We start from the raw sequence: 22,750 nt of genomic DNA on the forward strand, positions 1-22,750 counted from the left end.
GAGTTCTCGCTACGACTATCGACTAGCTCTCTATGTACGCTCAGAATCGCATTGAGAGCGCCCTGTGAAGACGGCGTACGAATCGTACTTATTCAGTAGGGATTCCACGCCGGCATCAACCCGTAGATGACTGGCAGAGCGCGGTTCGCGTCCCGGTGTCCGCACGGGTGCAGCGGATGTCGACTCCAACCGTCCAACGGTACGAAGGCGACCGCGCCACAGACCGGGCACTGAGCGATCGACATCGGATCGCCCGCCTGGATCCCCTCGCCGGACACCACAATCCCGACGATGTCGCGAAACCACAACCAAGGCTGCTGTCGATGCCTGACATACTCGACGCCGATGTCCTCCGCGTGGTCCGGATCCGGGTACTTATCTCTCCAGTTGAAGATGGATGTCTCCCACGTGATCGCTCGCAGCGCCGGATTTGTCCCCACCGCGATTGTCCAGTCACTCCGCCCGGAGACAGGTGCAAGATCAGCGCGCAATCGCGTACCACTTCGACGGCTCGTCGCAGTAGCTCCACGGGCGCGACTCATTCTGCGTACGCCATCAATCGAGCGGCGGTTCGCGATCACGAGGTGCACCCGTCGGTTGCTCTCCACACGTCCGTGGAGCGTGAAAGCGGCGTCAGGTCTATCGCGATACTCCCAGTCGAACCCCGTCGCGCTCAGGTAGCTCGCCCAGTTCGCGTGGAGCGGAGTCCGAAAGACAGGCTCGGTTGCCGCGATGTTGCCTCCGGTCGGCAGGACAGTCGGCTCCGGCAATGGCTGACGCTCTCGCTCGGGCAGATCGCGGCGCGACACCGGCGCGGTTGACTCTGGCTCCGTCGCTCGACGATATGACCAGTCCTCGTCCGACACACTGAAGTACTTCTCGAAGCTCGAAGCCTCGTCGAGCGCGCTCAGATCTGCGAGATCGTCGTCGAAGTTCTCGGTCATTGTGCCTCCCGGTCGAGAATCGGCTCGCAGAGGTCGGAGTAGCCCTCTAATCGAGTCTATTCGGCAGTCTTTACATCCTACAGTTGGCGCCGAAGTGTTGGATATGAATTCGTACTAGTCAAAAGTGAACCCTATCTATACTAGGAGAACGGCGTGGGGACTACGGTTCACTTTTGATTAGAGCGTATCGAAGTAGGGCATTGATTTCTGCCGATGAACTCGTCACCTCGGGTTCGACTGTCGGGACTTACTACCAAAACGCGCTGAGAGCGACACTGAGGCGATTGACGCTCGTTCCGATTCTCGAAGTAGTCGAAACGCGAAATTGTCTCTCAGAATCGCAACGAGGGGCCCGAAACGGTAGGGTGACTTATCCAGAGAAGTGAAAAATTCTCTTCAAACGGCACTTCGTGTGACAGTCGACCGGTGACCCGCATGGAGTTAGTCAAAAGTGAACCGTAGTCCCCACGCCGTTCTCCTAGTATAGATAGGGTTCACTTTTGACTTAGCGTTCGAGAGCTCAATCGCAATCGCTATGAAACCCAGGCCACCTTCAGCACTCAACGTGCTTAACTCGGCCACGTGAGTCAACCACTGATCTGTCATTTCGTGGACTACTCATACGCCACCAACCAGCTTTGCGACTACACCTTTGAGCTGATCAGCAAGCTCCTTCGATTCGATCGCGCCAAATGGTCCAGGACGGAGGCTCTACTCGTCTCGTCGGAGCACTCGCGCGGCCAGGTCTACCGGCTACCGCATTCGCTTCGGCGTGAAACTAATCCAATCACAGTTGTGAAACAAAAATCGGTGCCAGGCTTTCTGTCAAACTCTCGATGAAACTTTCAAGTCGTCAATTAGTCCTCCAACTTTAACGAGCAGCACCACACACAATGGATACAAACTCAAAGCTGTTGCGGCAACGACGTAGATCTGCAGTTCTTTAAAACGGACAGCGTCACCTCCATCCACCGTAAAAAAGCCTACAACTGCAATAAACCACGCCAGCGCTGCAACTAGCGCGAACGCCAGGGCGGATAGAAACAGAACTACACCGATCAGTCCCGCGATCATCTCGAATGAATCCACCAGGATGGCCAAGTTGCCCAACACGATCACCAGCGCCAGGATAAACACTGTCCATCGGGTCCAGCCAGTCCAGGTTTCGGGCTGAACTATGCTTGCGACGCCGATTGACCAAAGGCTGTCAAACCATTCGCTGACGCCTAAACTGTCATAGGCCGCCGATGACACCTCCGGCATTCGAGAAAGCGTTATCCAGAAAACAGCTATGTAGGCTTGCGCCAGCGCGAAGAGAGACAACAGAACGGAGAACTTGGCTCTGCTCACCCGCAGTACTGATTCAACCCAGTCCCAGCTTGCGAGACCGTGCCGATAAGCAGCCCGAGCAAAGTCCGCGTACGCGTAGACCGCGATCACGGTGAGTACCATTACGACAAAACCAACCGGAGCTCCGAGCGCAAGCAGCAGGCGGGCGAAGAGAGACTCGGGGTCGGGGACGAGCGGATCGACCTCCTGAGCAGACACATCTCGCAGACCCAGGCCGTAGGCCATCCACTCCCCTTGGTTGAGCGACACACTCCACGGCACCATCGACTGCGCCTATTGGAGACGATTTCGAGCTACCTCATTAGGTTCCAGCCCAAGCACGATCGACGGAAAGCAGTCTGCTTCAAGATTCGGGGCTGGTCAAGATTGTCAGTCAGATGAACGACCCCAGCTCGCGCTACTTCTGGTCGAGGCTGGTCGCTGGCTAACCACGAAAGGCACAGCAGGCTCTCTGTGTGGCCATAACTGGTTCGTGCGAGCAGGTGCGAGGACTAACACCGTCCACGAGCTGTAGCGCCGAGACACCGCAGCGATGGCTCACCTCAACGCGTGCCAGCGGTCGGGCGTGAACCAGGGGATATCGAGCTGATACTCGGCATCGAGCGCTTTGAGGAGCCCGCGCGCGTCGCTCCCCTCGAGGTAGCCGCTCTCGGGGAGCTCGACCTTGTTCCGAGGATTGGCGACGGCGTCCGCGAGAATCCCCTTCTCGAACCTCACCGCGACTGACTGATCACATTCCATGTACTTGCTGGTCCGCGGATCGTAGTCGACCTCGACCACGTCCAAACCGATGATCATCCGCGGAACCGTCGCGACCATCGAAAGCACAAGATCGCCCACGCGCATCCTGTCGTGGACCGTCCAGTAATCCCCGCTGTCGTACCCGGTGTACATATCCGCAAGAGCCTTGCCGTACGGCGTGCCGAAGCAGATGTGCAGCTTGTGTCGTGATGCAAGTTTCGGGAGTGGTCGCAGGAGTGAGGGCACCGGCATCGACAACTTTTCCATGATCCGAGTCTGCCAGGACGCCCGAGATTGAGTCTCGCTGCTGCGCGCAATCGGTTGAGCGCCAGTACCCTTGCGCACTCCGACGGCTCTGTCGCCAAGGAATGAACACGAGGCAGGCGGCTTGAGCCAGCTCCGGGACTCGCTCGCCTGATTCTCGAATCATCGCCGCCCCGCAGAGTCCTACTACGGTCGGGGCTAGTCCTAAGGCACGATCCGATCCAGCAGTCCGTAGATCACGGGTAGAGGCCGGGACTCATCCCGATGCTGACAAGATTTCAGCGGCATCCCGGCCCAGCCCTCGAACGGGACGAAGCTCATCTCGCCGCAGATGGGGCACTGCGCGATCGACATCGGCTCACCTCTGCAGAGGCCCGTTCCCGAGATGGCGATCCCCACCACGTCGCGGAACCACAGCCACGGCAGCTTTCGCATGACTTCCCACTCGGCTCGATGTGCGAATCGATACCCTGGGGTGAGATACCAACTGCGCCAGTCGGAGAGAGCGCTCCTCCACGTAACGGGATCAAGTGCTGGCGTACTACCCACCGCGATCCTCCAATCAGTGTTTGTGCCCGCTTTCGGATCTGGGTCGGAAGTCCGCCGCCGGGTCGGCCATCGCAAAGATTCCGCTCGTCGGAGCACTCTCTCGCGCGTGCCGCCACTGGTAAGCAAAAGGTGGACCCTCTCCTCGCTGGCGCGAGCGTAGAGAGTGAAGTGGGTCGACGAATCCGGGGTGTACAGGTGGTGGAATCCGATCGCGGACAGATACTCACTCCACTTTCGGATATCTGGATTCGTCATCGGCGGGCCATCTATCGAGCCTTCACCCGCCGGCAGGATGTTTGGTGTAGGTGCTAGCCGCCTCTCCCTCTCCGCTTCCGCACACTTCTCGAAGTATTCCCACCTTGGTATGCCTCCACCGAGCTCATCTGGGCTTTCCGAGGGCTGTAGGTCTGCGCGGACGAGCCTGTCCACCGCGTCGTAGCCATCTAGAAATGAGAAGTGTTCGCGGTCGTCCATAACTCACGCTCCAGCGTCTATGAATAGTTGCTTTCGTCTTTATATTACTCGGAACCGTATTATCATGGGCAGCAGAAGGCATTCTGGCATTCATTGAAAACGGAGCACTTTCGCACCACAATTTATCTACTTTCTGCTTTCGCTCAAATAAATCTGGTGATCGGCGTCCATGCCACGCCCCTGACGCACGCCAGGCGTATTTCCGGTTCTATCGAACGAAAAGGAGTGCATCGCGAGCACTTCGAGGCCGCCGACTGCGTACAGTCTTGAGCCATGCCGCTACCCCCGTCCGCTCGAGCGAGGCTCGCAGAGCCGCTGAACTCGCCCTGGCGACTGGGCCGCCGATTCCGGACTACGAACACGCTCCCGATCGCAGCCCGACCATGGCAGCAGTACGCGGACGACATTGCCTCCGAAATCGTTCACCTCGACGGGCTGTTACCACCCGGCGACGACTACGTCCAGATCCGCGATTGGGTGACCGAGTTCTGTTCGCGTAGACATCGCATCGTCTCGCTACTCCTCACACTCGAACCGTTCGACCGCTTCTCGGCGGCGAGAGCTGACGCAGTTGTTTCGCTTCTGGATCAGGCATCGCAGCGAGTCTCGACGGCGATAGCTTCGGATGCCGAGCTCGCAGCTCCCTCAACCGCATTGGCGAGATCTGCAAGCTGGTGGGCTCGAACAGTTTCGACCAAGGAGACCTCCACGTTGGCGCTAGCGTTCGGGCTCACCGAGACGCCCGTTGACAGCACTGGAGAGTTTCGGGCCGACTGGGTCTTCGAGCACTACGCCTATAGAACAGTTGACCTTTGGCAAGTGATCACACCACACCTGAGGTCGCTCGGGGTCGGCGGAGTCACCGATCCGCTGGCGGCAGTCACGATCATTGGTTTGATTCTCGACAGCGAGGATCCCCCGACGTCGTACATTGCCTGCGACATGTTCATTCGACGCTACGCTGCGTCTGATCCGTCGATTGCGAAAAGTGCACGAGCCCACCTCGATCGACACGAGTCCGCGATGAGCCGGGCACGCCGGAGCGCGAACGAAGCGATTGCTCGCGCGCACGAGGCGTCCGCGGACAACCACGCTGAAAGCAAAGCGCTCGCGCTCGCGGAGGCCTACAAGCGCATTACCGAGGGCCCACTCCGTCAATTCCTCTGGGTAATGCAGGTTTTGACTACTTCGGAGTGGGAGTCACCTCCCACGCTTACGCCACTGCGTCAACGGCTGATTGCGGGAGGAGGCGTGCTGGCGTCCTTCGCCGACGCGCTGATCCTGCCTGGTCTCCGGAATAGTGAGGCGCACGAGACGCTGGTCTGGGACGGCTACCGCGAACACTTCCTCACTGAGGACGGAGAGCTCCCACCCGCGCGAGTAGCGTACGCGCTCGCACTCTCGTATTCATTGGTCAACGGCTCTGAGGCTGGCCTCACCGCGGTTCGAAGCTTAGAAATTCGCGGTGTCGCCTCACGTCTCCCGTCCGATGCTGAGGCTGACCGCCTGCCGGCATGGCGTCGCGTACATGCATTCTTCGGCACGAATAATCTCCGACTCGTTGCGTCACAACTCAACACTCGCAACGCTGTTCTCACCGTGCGAGCACTGACAGAGACCGACATCAACCCGTGCTTCCAGGCTCTTGTCGCCACGCGCCGACTCCTCCCGAAGATCGAGTCGTTCACAGTGGCGGTCGTCGGCGAGCTAGAACCGAAAGTCGTCGTCTCCGCGGCTGCGATCGACTCAGCGATGCCTTCGTGGGAGCTCGCGGTCAGCTCATTCGGTCAGATCCCTCTCGCCACATTTCTGCCAATGAACTACGACGCACGTATCCGAACTGAATCCGACAGTCTCGCTACTCGCTCGGTCGCGTGGATCGCGGTGGATGACGTTCTCGGAACCTTCGACGAGACGCCACCGAACTGGGACAGTGCAACTCGAAGAATGCTCGATGCGCGACTCGCAGTCGTCGCCCTCGCGATGTCGAGAATCTCTGACAGGGTCGCTTCCCAGGGACCAAGGCTACGAAGTGTTGCCGAATCCATCAGCTCGCTCAGGCAATGGGTCGTCGACGAGAGTCCGGAGCGATACGAGTCGGCCGAACGACAGCCGTCGATGCTTCGGCTTCGCAAACAGTGGGCTTCTTGGGGACCGGTTCCAAGACTTCCGCTGGTAGCTCCGGTCGCCCACCCCGGCACCCCCGAACCGCTTATCGAGTTCAAGAGTCCACCGGCGACGCTCGACTACATCTCGATCTGATCTGAAGCCGTCGCCGTAACATCATCCGCTCTCCGCGCGCGAGCTCGGCGAACAGACACCGCCCGCTCGGTCTCGCCGTCGTGCCGACTGCGATGGCGGTTCGACTGCCCATCGAGAGACGATGCGACCACCTCGAAGCGCTGGAACTGCGAACCGGGCCAGCCTAATCGAGCTCACGTACTCAGTCTCAGGACCGATTGCCGAGACACGGCCAGGAGACCTCGGGACTTGCCAACGCTGCGACACCTCCACGGTTCTGGACTGGCGAGGAACCGAAAGAATCGACCTCGTGAATAACTGGCGCTGACTTCGACGAACCCAACAAGGCCGATCTGTCAAAACGGAGTCTCTACCCGAAACTGATTCGGTGACATCATCGAGTCGGTTCAATAGTTCGCCGAGGCTTACCCGCAGAGCGGTCACGGTTCCAGCACGCAAGACTCTCTCCGTGTTCTCACATGCCCGGGCGAGCTCAACTCGCACTGCCGGGTGTAAGACAGAGCCGCTATCGCCCTGCCAACGCAGGATCGAGCCGACGGCCTGGAAGTGTCGAAGGCCTGTCAACGGAGAGTCGATGTTACGAGCGAGCGGCACGTCGCGCTCAGCCAAGGCCATCATGGAAAATAGGCGGAGAACGAACTCACGCATTTCCTCGACATCCGCGCCCAAGCAGCACCAGATCGTAGAGCAAATTTCGCTCGTTATCCACTTCCCCGATTCCTGACACATACGAAAAAAGTAGCAAATGTAGCGAAATTTCGCTGTCGCTAATAGATATTAGCGACTATCGTAGCTAATACGTATCGAGAGCTTTTATCGAATCGACATTGGAGCGGAATGAAGGTTTCCAAGATCAAAGTTACACAGGAAGATATCGACGCTCTCATCGAAGAAGATCCTGAGCAGCAACGGGCTCGAAGTTTCGCCCAACCTGTAAAGCTGAACCCTGACCGAGAAGTCGGGCTGCTCGAGCTGATACACGGTCAATTGGAGCCCGCGCCCTGGAAAATCACCAAAGTTGAGCTGCTTCCGTCCGCGAGCCGGGTCAACGGTGCATTCCAGCGCGGCAACGTAGTCCTGATCTGGGATGAAGTATCGGAAGGCTTCTACTTTGGAGAATTGCTAGCCGCATATCCGTCACCGTTCGACGACTCGGAGTCTTCTACATGTGTAGTACTCGCTGACCATTTCGGCACTTTTCGGAGAACCTTCGACAATGAATGCATGGTGGCGGTGTGGTTGCCCTACCGCTCAGAGCAAACCAGAAGCGGAATCCGAATGCCACTGGACCACTTGCACTACTACGCGGTCGAGCCTTTCGATGCGCTTCAATACCTCTACGCCGTCATATTCCACATCTGGTGTGACGCCCCGTATCAGAAAATCCGAAGGTGGCTCTAGCGCAAAGCCACTTAACCCGAGCCCCCGACTGAGACCAGCCAAGACACTGGGCCAGACGTCGGGATCCACCCCTTGTTTCCGATGTGAGCGTTAGGGACGCAGACAGCATCGTGAGCGGAGCGGGCCTGACCCAGCAGAATCTGGACTATGGCCCCGGGGTGAAGCAGGAACGCTGAGCAAGCAGCTCGACGGGAGACACAGACATCGCCCGCGAAGCGCCTCTCCGGACCAGACATCCGAATCGAGAATGCTCAGCGAACTTGAATTCAGGACTGCACTGCCGACTGACGCGGGAAGTAGATCCTATGCACAGTCACGGTTTGGACGATATCGAGAGCATTTGTGCTACTCGCAGCCGAGCGAACAGACTGGCGATCGTCGAAGATACTCAAGTACGACTAATTCCGGCGGGCGAGCGGTTGCTGGCCTCTGCAGAACGACTTCGATACGATCAAGGTATGGCCACGTACAGCCAACGCGCAGTGAAGGACGCACTCGCCAGACTTGCGAATTGTGCGGAGAACCCTTTCATCGAGTGGACCCCGACTCCGCTCCCGTCCTATCGAGACGGAACTGAACGGTACGAGACTTCGGCACGCGGCGAAGCCGGGGTCGGTACTGACTCGCGTGCGGCAATCACTTGCATCAGATGCGGGCACCCCTACGCGGCTCCTATCCCGAGCGATACAAAGGCAACGTCTCAGGAGTAATCATGCAGCTCACATCGACGCAGAACTGACCGGCGTCAACTCACGCGGGACTTGAAGCTAGCGATGTACTCGTGTCGTTGGTGGTCTTCTTGCCCGGTAAAGCCCTTGAACTCCCCCAAACGGTAAGAAACACCGATCTTGGTCTGCTGGATGTCGACGACGAAGTCACGCGACAGATTGGCGATCCGCCGCTCGAGCGCAGGCGCGCCCGTGACTTCTGGCGCGAGGTCCAACAGCTTTGCCGCAGAAACGAATCCGTCGGCAGCACTGAGCTCTCGGTAGATCGCGTCATGGATGGTCTCCGGCGTATTTTCAGCAATCTCGCGTTTCGCACCTGTCTGCTCGAACGCAGCGATGATCGACTTTCCGATCGCAGTCGCGACCGGCGGAGGAAACGCGTTCCCGATCTGGCGGTACTGCGCAGTCTTGAGTCCCGCGAACTTCCACTCGCCGCCTTTCCAGCCCTGCAGCTTCGCCACCATCGGTATCGTGAGCTTGGGCGGGACCTCGGACGGGTGGGGCGCATTCTCGGCGGGTGGCTCGTTCGCAATTCCCATGCCGCTGACGCCGAGCTCCAACCATGCTCGCTTGGCTCGGGTCGGTCCTAAGTCCGCTCCCCCGTGCTTCTTGCTCCCGCCAACTAAGGTCGGCGCGATGTCGTTCGCGAGCCTCACCCAATCGTCGACATGCTTCCAACCCGCCTCGCCCATGAGACTCTTCAGCTCCGAGCCGACGGTCTTTCGGGTCGCAGTTGTCTTCGGCCAGTGGAAGTACTGGGAATCCTCAGGCCGGAGAGCGACCAGCACGAACCTCGGCCGCAGCTGCGCAACGCCGAAGTTCGAGGCTTGAAGCAACCGCCACTCTGCGACGTATCCAAACTCGGTCAGCCGATCAAGGATCCTCTGCCGGTACGCGGCGAACCGAGGAGCAGACAATCCACGGACGTTCTCCAGCATGAGTGCGCGCGGCTTCATCAGGCCGGCCGTCTCCACCGCCCAGGCGAACAGATCCCTCTCGTCGGAGGCACCGAGCTGCTTCCCTGCAGTCGAAAAAGGAGGGCAAGGCACACCCCCAGCGAGAAGGTCGACACCGTCGTAGTCTGTCGGCTTCCAGACTGCGGAGGACGCGACGTCCCCCTCCGCGACATCCCAGTCTCGGTTGCTTCGCAGCGTCTCGCAGGCGTGACGATCAAGCTCGACAGCAAGCTCGTGATCGAAGCCAGCCTTCTCGAGGCCGAGAGCTTGACCACCGGCGCCAGCACAGATCTCGACCACCCTGAAATCGGCCTTGCGCTTGGTCTTCTTCGCTGGCATCCGTTCATCCTTCCCTACGTCGATCCGAGTCCATAATACCGCCTGCGATCGAACGTATGTTTGATCAGACGGTGGCGTCCTTACCCGATTGAACTCTCGCAATCACGTTGCCGGACGTTGCCGGACGTCGCCTGGCACTTGACAAGCTGTCGACCGGCAGATCTACTTGTGCTCAATCTGGTGCCGAACGGTGCCGAGTTCAGAGATCGGAGCCACAGTGAGTACAGGTGAAGTCCGTCGGTCCTCAGGAGTTCTCGTCGCCGAGTTCATCGCCAAGCAAGGCGAGGGCGGCAAGTTCACGAAGCTCCAGATGAATGAAGCAGTTCCGAACTACTCACAGACGGACCGCCGGATGCGCGACCTTCGTCAACTCGGATGGGTGATCGACAACTACAAGGTGAATCCGACACTGAAACCAGATGAGTACCTGGTGCAGAAAATCGGGGTGAGGATCGACCTCGGCGAGAAGCCACTGAAGCCGCTCCGAAAGAGCGTCGGAGGAGCCAAGCGTCGTCGCATCCTTGAACGCGACGGCCAGATGTGCGTCGTCTGCGGAGTGCCGGCCGGTCAACCGTTCCCCGACGTACCGGAGCGTCGCGCAATCCTCACAATCGGACACATCATCCCCTTCGCACGGGGAGGCACTGACGACGAGAGCAATCTCCGCGCAGAATGTCAGCGGTGTGGTGACGAGTCCCGAGACAACACCGTTGATCCTCCAACACCGGAATTCGTTCTGACCCGTGCAAGAAACGTGGGCGGACGCAAGGAGAAGGAGCGCCTCGCGAAGTGGATGCTCGCCGGTCGAAAGAGTCCCGACGACACCGAACTGGTCTTTCTCGATTGGTGTCGTCTCCCGCACGCAGACCGGCTTCGCGTGATGCAGGAGTTCTCACTCCAGGTCCTCTCTACCGACGACAAGTAGAGCCAGGCGCCCGTCACCAGTTCTGACCACCCGAACGGAAGAAGTAACTTGACCACTCCAGACGCATTCGCCGAACCAGACGCCGAACTCGACGAAGTCGCGGAAGCGATTCTCGCTCTCGATCCCGACGGCTCCCGCTGGGCCGAGGTCGTCCGTCACACGTACGACATGATCTACAACGGAGCCGAGACCGGTCGCTTTCACTGGCTCCAGCTGATGAAGACCGAAAAAACCCACTTCGGGACGCTTTTCGAGATCAACGCACAACGCGAGTTCGAGTTCGACGGCGGCGACGCAACCGACTTCAGAATCGCGGGCCACGAGGTCGACGCGAAGTGGAGCCAGAAGGAGGGAGCCTGGATGCTCCCGCCGGAGGTATTCGGACGACTGGCTCTTGTCGCGACCGGCAACGACGAAGAGGCAGTCTTTTCTCTCGGACTGATTCGCGTAACGGCCGATTATCGGAGCGTGGGCGCGAATCGAGACCAGAAATCGAGCCTCAATGCTCTCGGGAGAAGGTCTGTGCGCTGGCTCTGGAAAAACGCGCCGATCCCGGCGAATATCCTTCTTCAGCTCGATCGGAAGGAAGTGGATGCGATCTTCGCGTCGAAGCACGGCACGCAGCGGACGAACCAGCTCTTCCGCCTCGCCGAAGGCCAGCTGGTCCATCGAGGAGCGGTGCGGACTGTCGCGATGCAGTTGGACGATCAGCGACGGGTCCGAGCGAACGGCGGTGCCCGCGGCGCACTCGCATCGGAGGGCTTCGTCATCCTCAACGGATTCTGGGTCGGACAACGTGCAATCGCCGCCGACCTCGGACTCCCGATACCCGGAGCCAAGGAATACGTCTCTGCGCGAGTCGTACCGAGCGAACGCGGTCAGGGGGCCAATATTCTCGGCGGATACTGGCGAAGGGCGGAGCCTGGTGAAGCGATCACTGTCTCAGCACCCGTTCTGACTAAGGACGATCTCTAAGCGACAGCGAATCTCCAGTTACGCGGCCCATTTCAGTCGAATAGACTTCGATCATGGCCGAATCTGCAGCGGAACCGACCTGGTTCACCGATGTGAACGGAGTCCGCCTCGGCGTACAACCGATCAAGAATGACCGGGGCACCTTCGTACGGCTTCTACTTCCGGATCGCCGTGAGGAAAAATTGCTCGACGCAGAAGATGCCGCCCGACTGATTGAGATGCTCCAGAGAGGAATCGCGTTCTCCGAAATCACCGGCGCGCATTCGTTTCGCGTAGACCCTGACGAAATCTGACGAGCGATCGGGAGCTGGGCGCCGGTTCAGCTCATCGCACCGAGTCGCCGCACCAGCTTCGCATCCGTCTGGAACACGCCCACTTCGGATGAGGGGATCAGATACACCGCTGCACTAGCACGACTTCACTCAGTTCTTGCTCGCCTCCCCACATTGCCCAATAGCTCATTCGCTATCTCCCTCAGCGGGATTCAGATCACGCGGAGTACTGCGCTCCAAACGCGAGTTCACGGTTTCGATCGTCATTTCTAAGATGACGCCGACTTCCTCGACATCGAGCAGAATACTCACCGACCCCCACGACAACACGATGTCGCGGCCCCAGGCGAACTCCACCACCTCGGGAAACTCATCCTCCCCCAGTAACTCCACTGCGGTACCCGGCCTTATCTCATCGCTGCCCGGTCCGAGAATGAGTCGCGCCATCAGCTTGCCTGCCTAGCCTGCGCCGCTGCCCATGCGTGCACCTCGGACCAGTCGTACCGGACATGCTTGCCGAGGCGGAGCCAAGGCGGACCGGACCTTTTACAACGCCAGCCCTCCAGTGTCGCCTTCGCAATTCTCAGATAGTCCGAGACCTCTTGCGTGGTCGCAAGACCAAATCTTCGTCCTTGAGAATGGGCAGCACAGCCCTCACAGAACGCCGTCCCGTTTTCAGAGGAATGCTCCGCTTGCAGTGAGGCCGTCGACGCCGCAATGCCGTTGTGAGACTGAGCGGACGTCGGTGAACCTGTTCCGTCGTTCCCCATCAGAAGGCACCGCCTCTTGATGTCCTCTGCGACTGCGCGAGAAGCCATTCCTGAATATCGGCTGCCCGATAACAGACACGTCGACCCATTTTGAAAGACAGCGGACCCTCGTCACGTGACCTCCAGTACCTCAGTGTCCCCTCAGCTATCCCAAGGCGATCCGCAACCTGCCCTGTCGTCAAGAATTCGTCCACGTTCTCGCACCCCTCTTTTAGCTTCTGGCGGGAGATATTCTCCCGCTTCAAGCTAGACACTTGCACAGCGAAACGTCCCGCGCAAGCTTGAGAAGCGAAAATAGTATGCTTCTGATGCTAGAGTCAGGCTATGGAGGACCCCCTACTGGCTGAGAACATCTTCGGTGAGCGTGTTCGCATGGCACGGCTCGAACGAGGGTGGTCTCAGACCGACCTGGCCAAAGCGATGAAGCCCCACGGAGTGCTGACAAACATGTCAGCGGTCGCGAAGCTAGAGAATAGAACCGTCAAACCGCCACGTGCGATTCGACTAGCTGAGGCAGTCGCCCTGTCTCAGGTTCTCGACATTCCGCTAGAAGCGATGGTCGAGGATCCGAGATTCTCAGTGGCAAATCACATCGACTCGCTGAACACCCGGTTTGAAGAGCTTGCGATCGCTGTCGAAGCCTTGACGAAAGAGATGTTGGAGAGCGCCGATACGGCCTCACACGCCGACGATCTGACGACCGGACAACGAGCAGTAGCTCGAATGACGGCAGCGATGCGAGACACTGCCCGCAAGGCGTCTTCGCTTTTCACCGAAGCAAGCAAAGAACTGAACGGCATTGCTGGGATAGCCGAAGATTGAACCGACAACGCAGAAACCGTCGAGCTGGAGTCGAGGACCGATGGCACCGTGCTGATGGATCCGAGTCAGCCAACTACGGGGTGGGCAAGCGTTGGCGCGCGAGGTACGTCGACGATCGCTCAAAAGAGCACACCCGCGCGTTCAGCCGTAAGACAGATGCGAAGCGTTGGCTCGATGAGGTCGTCACGACCCAAGTCACCGGAACCTATATCGACCCGGCGCTCGGTTCTGAGCTCTTCGAGACGGTTGCAGAGAAGTGGTTCTCGACCAAGGCGACCCGCAAGCCGAAGACGGTGACCGGGTATCGCTCACTCCTCGACACGCACGTCCTCCGTCGATGGAGCGGAGTCCGTCTCGCCGATATCAACCACGAAGATGTCCAGGACTGGGTCAATAGCCTCAGCGCTGCAGGCGCGGGCTTTCGCCACCGCGATCGTGCACTGTCGCCCTCGCGCGCGATCCAGGCGTACCAGATTCTGAACCAGGTGCTGAAGTACGCGATACGGTCGCGTCGGCTCGCGAGCAATCCGGCTGCCGACGTGGACCTGCCGAGGAAATCGGAGACGAGGAAGCGCTTCCTCACGCACCGCCAGGTCCATCAATTGGCCTCCAAGACAGAGCGATTCGAGACTCTCACACTGGTTCTCGCGTACTGCGGACTCCGGTTCGGTGAAGCTGCAGGCTTGGAGGTGGGCGACTTAGACCTGCCTGCTGCGCGAATCCGCATCCGTCAGTCCGCAACTGCGGTGACCGGGAGAGGGATCGTTGTGGGGACGACGAAGAATCACACTGCACGCTCAGTGCCGGTGCCGGCATTTCTCGTCGACATGCTCACCGGGCACATCGACGGCTCAGCGCCTGGCGACCTCGTCTTCCCGAGTCGGAAAGGTGGGCATCTCCCACTCGGTGAGTACCGGTGGGCGTTCGACAAAGGTGCCGCAGCGATCGGAATCGATGACCTGATCCCGCACGAACTCCGACACACCGCAGCATCGCTCGCGATCCAGTCCGGCGCAAATGTGAAAGTTGTCCAGAAGATGCTCGGCCACAAGTCCGCGACCCTCACTTTTGACCTGTACGGGCATCTCTACCCTGACGATCTCGACAGCGTCGCGAACGCGCTAGACGCAATCGGTCGACAGTTCCTCAGATCCACTACAGACAGGCCGAGGTGAATCAGCCACCAAACAGACCAGAAGCAGCTATGTATCGATCAGTCGAAGGGTTCAGTCTCCAAACGGCTTCCGCCGTCACCGGTCTTTTCGCTCCGCAATTGGAACGGCTTCACGCTGACCTGGATCGAGCCGAAGGAACTTCCCCAGCGCGGTTAGTAAATCGCCGTTCAGCACTGCTGGGCCTGCCTCCACGGCCTCAATGATGCCCTTGACCTGTTCCGGAGACAGTTCTCCGAGCGTGTGCTGCAGCGCATCGAGGCTGTCCCGGTCCACGATGTTGGCATTGGATACAAGCTTCATCTGCTCGTCGCTGAACGCACGAGCCGCGAGCGCAGCGAGGTAGCGCGCCTGCGCTTCCGCGCTGCTCATATCTGCGCGATACACGCGCTCGGCGGCCGCCAACTCTCGCTCAGAGTCCGCCACCGACGCCTGAACCACGATGGACTCGCTCGCCGCTGCTTTTTCTGCTCTCCGTGCCGCCTTCTTTGCGCGTCGCGCCTCGACTCTGGGCCGACCCTTCTCCTCCCACAACCGCTTGGCGTGGGGCGCTGCCATTTCGACTAGCAGCCTCATCATGTCCGCGATCAGCTCGGCCTGCGCTGCCCGCTTACGCGCTTCCTCTTCGCGCTCACGGGCTAGCTGCTGCGAGAACTCCTCGTCATGCACATAGCCCTCGGCGTGCACGTAGATCGTCTCGTGCACGTACACCGTCTCCTGGACCACTTCCGGTTCTGGCTGTTTAGACTGCTCACCGCCACCCCCGAGCTTGTCGGTGCGCTCTCCCTCGCCGGTCGTCCGGGCTCGCTTGCTCGTTCCTTCTCTGTGATCGGCGGCCTGTGTTGTCGGAGCGTGCTTCGGTGTGCCGGGCCTGCCGTTCTCCTCGTTGTCCACGCTCGGTCTTGCTTGTCCCGTTGCCCGGTTCCTCCCCCCGATCGGGCTTGTCAGCCTTCTGGTCCGGAATGAATCTGGCATTACCCTTGAGTTTGCCGTCACTGTCGAAGAGGTTCGGATGAAGCCCGCCCTCTTTCTTCTTGCCGGGAGTCAGATCATCGTCGTCCCAGTCCAAAAAGCCAGGAAGTCTAGGCACGCGAGACCTCAGGCGTGAAGGCATGCAGTGTTGTCAGCGCCGCGATCAACACGTAGTGAGTCATGGTCACGACCCTACTAGCGGTGACCGACCCACTTTCGAAAATGGTCTACACCCGCGGCTAGCCGGGCGGCTCGAATTCTCACGGTGCTCCACCGCCGAAGATTACTTTTGGCTGATAGAGCGGCACAGTGGCAGCACGCGGCGAGGGGACAGCAACCTCGCATCAAGACCGCGAACACGACGGCTGCGCACAAGCAGGCGGTAAGATTCGACTATGGAAGATCGACGTCGCGAGAGCGTAGTTGAACTCGGCTCGCTCACTGGATCTACTGAAAAGTACTTTCACTCAGTCAATCCCGACTCGGACCTGATTGTCACCGAGGCCGGCATACGCCGCTGGAAGGTTACCGCGTACGTCGATCAGAACGCGAAGGGCTGGGACGCGAGGCTCGCTCGCGGCGAGGTCCGAGTCCCTTCACGACCGGCCGTTTTCCGCCCACTCGCGATCGAGCTCCCCCACGGATTGACCTCGGAGAGTCTTCTCGACGATCTTCGCGGCGACCACTAGCCTGGCGGGGCGTTACGCGGAGCAGGCGGGATTCGACCCGACCCCATACTGGCGGATCACGGCACGGCCTGGCTCGGTGACCGCAAAGTCCCTCAGCAGGAGTCGAATTACCAACTCCGTGATCCAGCTCTGAGCCGAGTCGGTTAGATCAACCCGCGCCGCGATGTTGCTGTCCGGTTCCATGCCAGGTTTGACGCGAGTAGTAGCAGATCGGTTCCACTCACTGCTGCGCGGCGGAGCAGATGCCGGGTCTGACCAGCGATACGAAACTGATGTTCCTCTATGAGGACTTAACCAAGCATCTCAGTTACTCTCGCCGTCTCCGATTCGTTCGGGAGAGGCTTCTTATTCGTCCACTTCCAGCGACCAGCTCGGACCGCGGCGTAAGTGGTGGCCTGCCGGTCGGTAAGCGGTCGCAGCGCGGATTTTCCTACTAGCTTCGTAGGGACCCAGTCGATTCCGTCAGACACAGCAATCATCGCGGGTGAAACCCCCTCCCACCCACACCGACGTGCCGCATCTTCGACAGCCCCTTCCGTGGTCGCCGCGAAGGAGGGCAGCGAGTCAGCAACAGAAAAGTGGCCGGAAGTCTCCCAAACTGCGTACAACGCTCACTCCCTGTGGCTATGCGATCGAAGTCTCGGCGACATCGCAGACAAATCGATGTGTTCAAACTATGGCCCTACCGTCTCGCACCGAGCATAGACACCTTCTGCACGCACGCGGATCACACCAAGCTGATCTCCCCACTCAAGATCGACAGTGTCGCCGCCGCGCTTGATAGAGCCGCGTCAACGTTCGTCAGACCCACTGCGGACTATCTGCGGACCACTTCTGATGCGACTGGTCCAAGCGAGAGATTCCAAGCCGCTGACCTGGACCTGAACAGTGCCCCCAGTCGGACTCGAACCGACACTGTGCGGATTTTAAGTCCGCTGCCTCTGCCAATTGGGCTATAGGGGCCACCGCTGGAGTCGCGCTCCGGTGGTGACGATCATATCGGTCTGCTACTGGGCCGGGATGACCGGCGGGACGAACTCGAAGGTCATGCCGAGGAGCCACACGAGCAGCAGCACCACCGGGAAGTGAAAGATGAACTGCAGGAACGTGAATCCGATCAGATCTCGCGCTCGCAGACCCAGAACCGCCAGCAGGGGCAGCATGAAGAACGGGTTGATCAGGTTCGGCAGAGCCTCGGCCACGTTGTAGATCTGGACGGTCCAGCCGAGGTTCATCTGCACGTCGGTCGCCGACTGCATCACGTACGGCGCTTCGACGAGCCACTTGCCACCACCGGAGGGAACGAAGAGTCCGAGTACGACGGTGTAGATCGCGATGACCACCGCGAAGCCTCCACCGGATCCGATCTCGGTGAAGAAGGTCGCCAGATGCTCGGAGATCGTGATACCTCCCCGGCCCTCCGCTTCGGTGAGCATGGCCGCCATCGCGGCGTAGAGCGGAAACTGCACCAAGATCCCTGCAGTGGCGGGGACCGCCTTGCTGACCGAATCGAGGAACCGCCGCGGGGTGCCGTGCAGCACGAGACCGAGCATCAGGAACACCAAGAGATAGCCGTTGAGACTGCTGACCACCGACAGCACCGGCAGCGTCAAGAGCTGGGAGACAAGCCATCCCAGCGTCATCGCGCCCACGAAGAGGGGAAGAATTCGGCTGTACTCGAGCCACTCCCCTGGTCGACTGCGCGGAGCAGGCTCGGTCACGGTGTCGTCCAGGTTGACGTTCATGTCCTCGGCCGTTTTGATCGCCGCGCCCTTGGGTGCCGAGAAGTGCGCGATGGCCACGGTGAGGACGATGATGATCACGCACATCAGCAACGACTGCCACGTGAAGATGGTGGTTCCGAAGTCGAGTACACCCGTCACCGAAAGCAGCGTCGCCGGAAGTGAACTGGCCGTCGCCTGCAGCTGAGCAGCCGAAGACGACATTCCGAGTGCCCACACGGCTCCGAGTCCCATGAATGCTGCCGCCCCGAGTGCTCGGTAGTCCGTCCGCAGATCGTCACGTCGCGCGATGGCTCGGGCCAGTAGACCGGCGAACACCAGGCTCAGTCCCCAGTTCAGGAAGGACACCGAGCAGGACAGCAGCGCCACGAAACTGACTGCGCTACTGGAACTCTTGGGCACCTGCGCCAATCGGGTGATCAATCTGGCGACCGGTGGAGATGTGGCCACGACGTAGCCGGTGAGAACGACCATCGCCATCTGCAGCGTGAAGGCGGTCAGGTCCCAGAAGCCGTTACCGAACGCGTCGACCACATTCTGCGGAGACGAACCGTTGGCGAAGGCAGCGACAGCAACGACCACCACACCGACGAGCGCGAAGATGTAGGCGTCGGGAAACCACTTCTCGGTTCCCCTGGCGAGCATCTGCGCGACGCGCGCCAAACCTTTCTCGGCCGGCGCCTGGTCGGCCGGTATCTGCTCGGCGGGTGACGTCATCGGTGGTCCTCACCTCGAAGGGAGCCGTGACGTGGGCCACAGCGCCTGTAAGGCTTCACCGAATCACGCAGCGATGCAACCTACATCGCCGCAGGCCGCATCTGCAGAAATGCAGATCAAATCTTGATCGACATCGCGATTCCGTCGAGAATGTCGTGCTCACTGACCGTCAACGAGCTGACGGCACCGCGTCGCTCGAACTCCTCGGCCAATACGCTGCAGACAATTGCACCGCCGCCGATCACATCGACCCGACCGGGATGCATGGGCCCCAACGCGCTTCGCTGCGTGTGGGTCATCCCGATCAGTCGCTCGCACACCTCGAAGAGCTGATCGAACGGCACTCGCGAGAGATGCACCGCGTCGGCGTCGTACTCGGGTAGTTCCTTGGCGATGGCCGCGATGGTCGTCATCGTGCCGGCCACCCCCACCCAGCTCGACGCGTCGCCGATCGACACTTCCTCGAATGCCTCCGCCAACTTCTCGCGGGCGTACTCACGCGCACCGTTGATCTCGTCGACGGTGGGCGGGTCGCTGTGCAAGAAGCGCTCGGTCAGCCGCACACACCCGATGTTGGCGGAGAACGCAGACTTCACGCCCTTCGCATCGCCGAGCACCAGTTCGGTGGAGCCGCCGCCCAGATCGACAACGACGAAAGGCCCTGCGGCAGCGTCGAGTTCACCGACTGCGCCGGCGAAGGACAACCGAGCCTCTTCGTCTCCGGTGATCACCTCGGCCTCGGCCCCGGGGATGACTTTGCCGAGTACCTCGCGCACCATCGAGAAGAAGTCCTCCCGATTGGACGCGTCACGAGTAGCCGACGTCGCGACCATCCGCACCGCGGTGGCCCCGGTCTTGCGAATGATTTCCGCGTACTCCACCAATGCCACCCGGGTGCGCTCGATCGCCTCGGGCACGAATGCGCCAGTCGCGTCGACGCCCTGCCCGAGCCTCACCACTCGCATCTCGCGCGCGACGTCCGCCAGGGACTTACCGTTGTTGTCGGCGACGAGCAGGCGGATCGAGTTGGTGCCGCAATCGATTGCTGCAACCCTGGTCATGATTTCTCCGCACGTAGTTCTTCGATGGTCGGCCAATCGGCCGGAATAGCCTTGCCGCGCAACGAGTTCTCGGCTGCCAACGCAACCGACTCGTCACCCAGCGGGTTGACGCCGGGGCCCTTGGCCAACGAATGCGCGATGAGCACGTGCAGGCACTTGACACGATCGGGCATGCCGCCGCCCGTGAAATCCGTTCCGAGAGATTCGATCTCGTCACGCTCGGCCAGATACGACCGATGGGCGCGCAGGTATGCCGCGGCCAACTCGGGATCGGTACCGAGACGTTCGGTCATCTCCCGCATCACGCCGGCCGATTCCTGCCGACTGGCCTCGGCCGTCAGCCGCGGATCCGTCAGATAGAACAGGGTGGGAAAAGGCGTGCCGTCGGGCAGCTTCGGGGCGGTTTTGACCACACCCGGCCTGCCGTCCGGAGATCGATATGCGATCGCGAGTACACCACGCGGTTCACGTCCGAGCTGCGATGCGACCGCATCGAGATCTTCCTGCGAGACTGCCGAGGAATTCACCCGACCGGTCCTCCTTCTGGTTCTGGCACCGGCGGCGCGGCCGGTGCGGGTTCTGGCTGTACGAGAGGCATCGGTGCGGACGTCGGCTCCGCGGGCTCGTCCGATCCCTGCGGCTGGACCGCGGTGTTCCACAACTCGGTGTACCACGGTCCCGTCGGGGTCTTGTCCACTGCGAGGTCCTCGGAGCTCGGCGAGTAGTCGCCGGGCAACTGCACCTGATACGGCGTCTCCCCCGGCATGACGAACCGCAGACGTTCGCGAGCGTCGGCCGCAATGCGGGACGGCTCGTCGAGTTGAGACTTCTGAACCTGCAGGCGGCTCACGTCGTTCTCCAACGCTTGCCGCTCGGCCAGCACGGATTCGAGCTCACTGCGTTGCGAGAAGTACGTGCGCAGCGGCACCGCCAGCGTCAACGCCAGCGCACACACCACAACACCGAGAATGACAGCTCGCCCGGTGGACAGCCCGAAGAACGTCCGCTCGGGCATCTTTGGCCGTCGAACACCGACGCGCCGGGGAGCAGCCTTGCCGCCGACCACCGCGTCGCGCACCTGCTCGGAGGTTTCCGGCGGGGTGGCCTGCCGACCGGAGGCGTTCTCGTCGCGAGAGACGCCCCCGGCCTTGGACCGACCCGAAGAGGAGGCCCGGCCGCGGGGTCGGGGATCACGTCCACCTGGACTGGTCCCTGACCTGCCGCGCCGTGCCATCATTCACTCTCCACTTCGTGCCATACGTGCCTGTTCGCTATCCCTCGTAATTGAACCGGGGGAAAGACAACTCGCCGGCGTAACGCGCCGCATCACCCAGAGCTTCTTCGATACGAAGCAACTGGTTGTACTTGGCAACGCGCTCGCTTCGAGCCGGAGCACCGGTCTTGATCTGGCCGCTGCCGACGGCAACTGCCAGGTCAGCGATGGTGGTGTCCTCGGTCTCGCCGGACCGGTGGCTCATCATCGTCTTGTAGCCGTTGCGGTGCGCCAGATCCACGGCATCGAGGGTCTCGGTGAGCGTGCCGATCTGATTGACCTTGACCAGCAGCGCGTTGGCCGCACCCTTGACGATGCCGTCTTCGAGACGCTCGGGGTTGGTGACGAAGAGATCGTCGCCGACGATCTGCACCTTGTCGCCGATGGCCTCGGTGAGCGCAACCCAGCCGTCCCAGTCGTTCTCGTCGAGCGGATCCTCGATGGAGACCAGCGGGTAGGCGTCGACGAGCTCGCCGTAGAACGCCGACATCTGCTCGGCGGACTTGGTCTCACGCTCGAAGGCGTAGCCGGTGCCTGCGGTGTAGAACTCGGTGGCCGCCACGTCGAGAGCGAGGGCGACGTCCTGACCCGGCTTGAGACCGGTCTTGCCGATGGCCTCGAGGATGAGGTCGAGAGCAGCCTTGGTGCCTGCGAGGTCGGGAGCGAAGCCGCCCTCGTCGCCGAGGCCGGTGCCCAGGCCCTTGGCCTTGAGCACGGACTTGAGTGCGTGGTAGACCTCCGCACCCCAGCGCAGCGATTCCTTGAAGGTGGGTGCGCCGATGGGGGCGATCATGAATTCCTGCACGTCGACGCCACTGTCTGCGTGCGCGCCACCGTTGATGATGTTCATCATCGGAACGGGGAGGATGTGCGCGTTGGGGCCGCCGAGGTAGCGGAAGAGTTCGAGTCCGGTGGACTCGGCAGCGGACTTCGCGACCGCGAGCGAGACACCGAGCAGTGCGTTCGCGCCGAGGCGAGACTTGTCGGGCGTTCCGTCCAGATCCAGCAGGGCCTGGTCGACGGTGCGCTGCTCGATGGCGTCCAGACCGATGACGGCCGGCGCGATCTCGTCCAGCACGGCATTGACGGCCTTCTCGACACCCTTGCCGCCGTAGCGGTCTCCGCCGTCACGAAGCTCGACAGCTTCGTGCTCACCGGTGGATGCACCGGAGGGAACGGCGGCGCGACTCAGCGTCCCGTCGTCCAATGCGACCTCGACCTCGATCGTGGGGTTGCCACGAGAATCGAGGATTTCGCGCGCTCCGACCTGCTCAATGATGGCCACGAATGCTTCTCCTATAAACGGGTACCGACGGACTGTGCCGGGTGCAAGACTAGCCGCTCCCCTGCAC

21 protein-coding genes and 1 tRNA gene are annotated in these 22,750 nt (G+C 60.7%); 7 read left to right on the top strand and 15 right to left on the bottom strand.

The annotated features are described in order from the left end of the window. Positions 1-92 precede the first annotated feature (92 nt). The 4 genes from ABZ677_RS08085 to ABZ677_RS08100 form a co-directional block, all read right to left on the bottom strand. A complete protein-coding gene (locus ABZ677_RS08085; RefSeq protein ID WP_358368194.1) occupies positions 93-944 on the bottom strand; it encodes a hypothetical protein in 852 nt (283 codons plus the stop codon). Between the two features lie 825 nt (positions 945-1,769). Then, complete coding sequence (locus tag ABZ677_RS08090; RefSeq protein ID WP_358368196.1) at positions 1,770-2,519, bottom strand: hypothetical protein; 750 nt, start codon at positions 2,517-2,519, stop codon at positions 1,770-1,772. Between the two features lie 312 nt (positions 2,520-2,831). Next, positions 2,832-3,293, bottom strand: coding sequence for a hypothetical protein (locus ABZ677_RS08095; protein WP_358368199.1), 462 nt, complete (start codon positions 3,291-3,293; stop codon positions 2,832-2,834). A gap of 210 nt (positions 3,294-3,503) precedes the next feature. After that, positions 3,504-4,322, bottom strand: a complete 819-nt coding sequence (locus ABZ677_RS08100) for a hypothetical protein (protein WP_358368201.1) — start codon at positions 4,320-4,322, stop codon at positions 3,504-3,506. Between the two features lie 273 nt (positions 4,323-4,595). On the opposite strand from ABZ677_RS08100, the gene ABZ677_RS08105 reads away from it, so the two are divergent. Together ABZ677_RS08105 and ABZ677_RS08110 are read left to right on the top strand one after the other, a co-directional pair. Continuing rightward, positions 4,596-6,584, top strand: coding sequence for a hypothetical protein (locus ABZ677_RS08105; RefSeq protein ID WP_358368204.1), 1,989 nt, complete (start codon positions 4,596-4,598; stop codon positions 6,582-6,584). 837 nt (positions 6,585-7,421) lie between these two features. Further along, entirely contained in the window at positions 7,422-7,985 is a 564-nt protein-coding gene (locus ABZ677_RS08110; protein WP_358368207.1) for a hypothetical protein, read from the top strand. A 745-nt stretch (positions 7,986-8,730) separates the two neighbouring features. Here ABZ677_RS08110 and dcm read toward each other — a convergent pair. After that, entirely contained in the window at positions 8,731-10,008 is a 1,278-nt protein-coding gene (gene dcm, locus ABZ677_RS08115) for a DNA (cytosine-5-)-methyltransferase (protein ID WP_358368210.1), read from the bottom strand. Positions 10,009-10,225: 217 nt separating this feature from the next. On the opposite strand from dcm, the gene ABZ677_RS08120 reads away from it, so the two are divergent. Genes ABZ677_RS08120 through ABZ677_RS08130 form a run of 3 tightly spaced genes read left to right on the top strand, consistent with a single transcriptional unit; the run spans position 10,226 to position 12,201 of the window. Continuing rightward, entirely contained in the window at positions 10,226-10,933 is a 708-nt protein-coding gene (locus tag ABZ677_RS08120) for an HNH endonuclease signature motif containing protein (RefSeq protein ID WP_358368213.1), read from the top strand. A gap of 48 nt (positions 10,934-10,981) precedes the next feature. Then, positions 10,982-11,908, top strand: a complete 927-nt coding sequence (locus tag ABZ677_RS08125; protein WP_358368215.1) for a NaeI family type II restriction endonuclease — start codon at positions 10,982-10,984, stop codon at positions 11,906-11,908. 53 nt (positions 11,909-11,961) lie between these two features. After that, positions 11,962-12,201: a hypothetical protein gene (locus ABZ677_RS08130; protein WP_358368218.1), complete on the top strand. Its 240-nt coding sequence runs from the start codon at positions 11,962-11,964 to the stop codon at positions 12,199-12,201. Between the two features lie 165 nt (positions 12,202-12,366). On the opposite strand, the gene ABZ677_RS08135 is transcribed toward ABZ677_RS08130, so the two are convergent. Genes ABZ677_RS08135 through ABZ677_RS08145 form a run of 3 tightly spaced genes read right to left on the bottom strand, consistent with a single transcriptional unit; the run spans position 12,367 to position 13,210 of the window. Beyond that, entirely contained in the window at positions 12,367-12,627 is a 261-nt protein-coding gene (locus tag ABZ677_RS08135) for a hypothetical protein (RefSeq protein WP_358368221.1), read from the bottom strand. Continuing rightward, the gene (locus ABZ677_RS08140; protein ID WP_358368224.1) at positions 12,627-12,998 is read right to left on the bottom strand and encodes a helix-turn-helix domain-containing protein; all 372 of its coding nucleotides are present in this window, start codon (positions 12,996-12,998) and stop codon (positions 12,627-12,629) included. The genes ABZ677_RS08135 and ABZ677_RS08140 overlap by 1 nt, the downstream gene beginning before the upstream one ends. Further along, the gene (locus ABZ677_RS08145; protein WP_358368227.1) at positions 12,950-13,210 is read right to left on the bottom strand and encodes a helix-turn-helix domain-containing protein; all 261 of its coding nucleotides are present in this window, start codon (positions 13,208-13,210) and stop codon (positions 12,950-12,952) included. Before ABZ677_RS08145 ends, ABZ677_RS08140 begins: the two co-directional genes overlap by 49 nt. A 64-nt stretch (positions 13,211-13,274) precedes the next feature. On the opposite strand from ABZ677_RS08145, the gene ABZ677_RS08150 reads away from it, so the two are divergent. Beyond that, complete coding sequence (locus ABZ677_RS08150) at positions 13,275-13,772, top strand: helix-turn-helix domain-containing protein (protein WP_358368230.1); 498 nt, start codon at positions 13,275-13,277, stop codon at positions 13,770-13,772. Between the two features lie 80 nt (positions 13,773-13,852). Next, positions 13,853-14,947, top strand: a complete 1,095-nt coding sequence (locus ABZ677_RS08155) for a tyrosine-type recombinase/integrase (RefSeq protein WP_358368233.1) — start codon at positions 13,853-13,855, stop codon at positions 14,945-14,947. Between the two features lie 75 nt (positions 14,948-15,022). Here the strand turns inward: ABZ677_RS08155 and ABZ677_RS08160 are convergent, their stop codons facing one another. The 7 genes from ABZ677_RS08160 to eno all read right to left on the bottom strand — a co-directional run bounded on the left by ABZ677_RS08160 (position 15,023) and on the right by eno (position 22,683). Continuing rightward, the gene (locus ABZ677_RS08160) at positions 15,023-15,838 is read right to left on the bottom strand and encodes a hypothetical protein (protein WP_358368236.1); all 816 of its coding nucleotides are present in this window, start codon (positions 15,836-15,838) and stop codon (positions 15,023-15,025) included. A gap of 1,656 nt (positions 15,839-17,494) precedes the next feature. After that, positions 17,495-17,568 (bottom strand) — tRNA-Leu (locus ABZ677_RS08165). Between the two features lie 44 nt (positions 17,569-17,612). Continuing rightward, positions 17,613-19,064 carry a TIGR00366 family protein gene (locus ABZ677_RS08170; protein ID WP_358368239.1) on the bottom strand — a complete coding sequence of 484 codons (1,452 nt, stop codon included), beginning with the start codon at positions 19,062-19,064 and terminating at the stop codon, positions 17,613-17,615. Between the two features lie 116 nt (positions 19,065-19,180). Next, a complete protein-coding gene (locus tag ABZ677_RS08175) occupies positions 19,181-20,125 on the bottom strand; it encodes a Ppx/GppA phosphatase family protein (RefSeq protein WP_037192071.1) in 945 nt (314 codons plus the stop codon). Continuing rightward, positions 20,122-20,652: a DUF501 domain-containing protein gene (locus ABZ677_RS08180; RefSeq protein ID WP_358368241.1), complete on the bottom strand. Its 531-nt coding sequence runs from the start codon at positions 20,650-20,652 to the stop codon at positions 20,122-20,124. The genes ABZ677_RS08175 and ABZ677_RS08180 overlap by 4 nt, the downstream gene beginning before the upstream one ends. After that, positions 20,649-21,362, bottom strand: a complete 714-nt coding sequence (locus ABZ677_RS08185; protein WP_230596311.1) for a cell division protein FtsL — start codon at positions 21,360-21,362, stop codon at positions 20,649-20,651. The genes ABZ677_RS08180 and ABZ677_RS08185 overlap by 4 nt, the downstream gene beginning before the upstream one ends. 34 nt (positions 21,363-21,396) lie before the next feature. Further along, the gene (eno, locus tag ABZ677_RS08190; protein WP_037192069.1) at positions 21,397-22,683 is read right to left on the bottom strand and encodes a phosphopyruvate hydratase; all 1,287 of its coding nucleotides are present in this window, start codon (positions 22,681-22,683) and stop codon (positions 21,397-21,399) included. Positions 22,684-22,750: the final 67 nt, after the last annotated feature.

The sequence above is a fragment of the Rhodococcus sp. NPDC006774 genome, assembly GCF_040636045.1.
Lineage (GTDB): Bacteria > Actinomycetota > Actinomycetes > Mycobacteriales > Mycobacteriaceae > Rhodococcoides.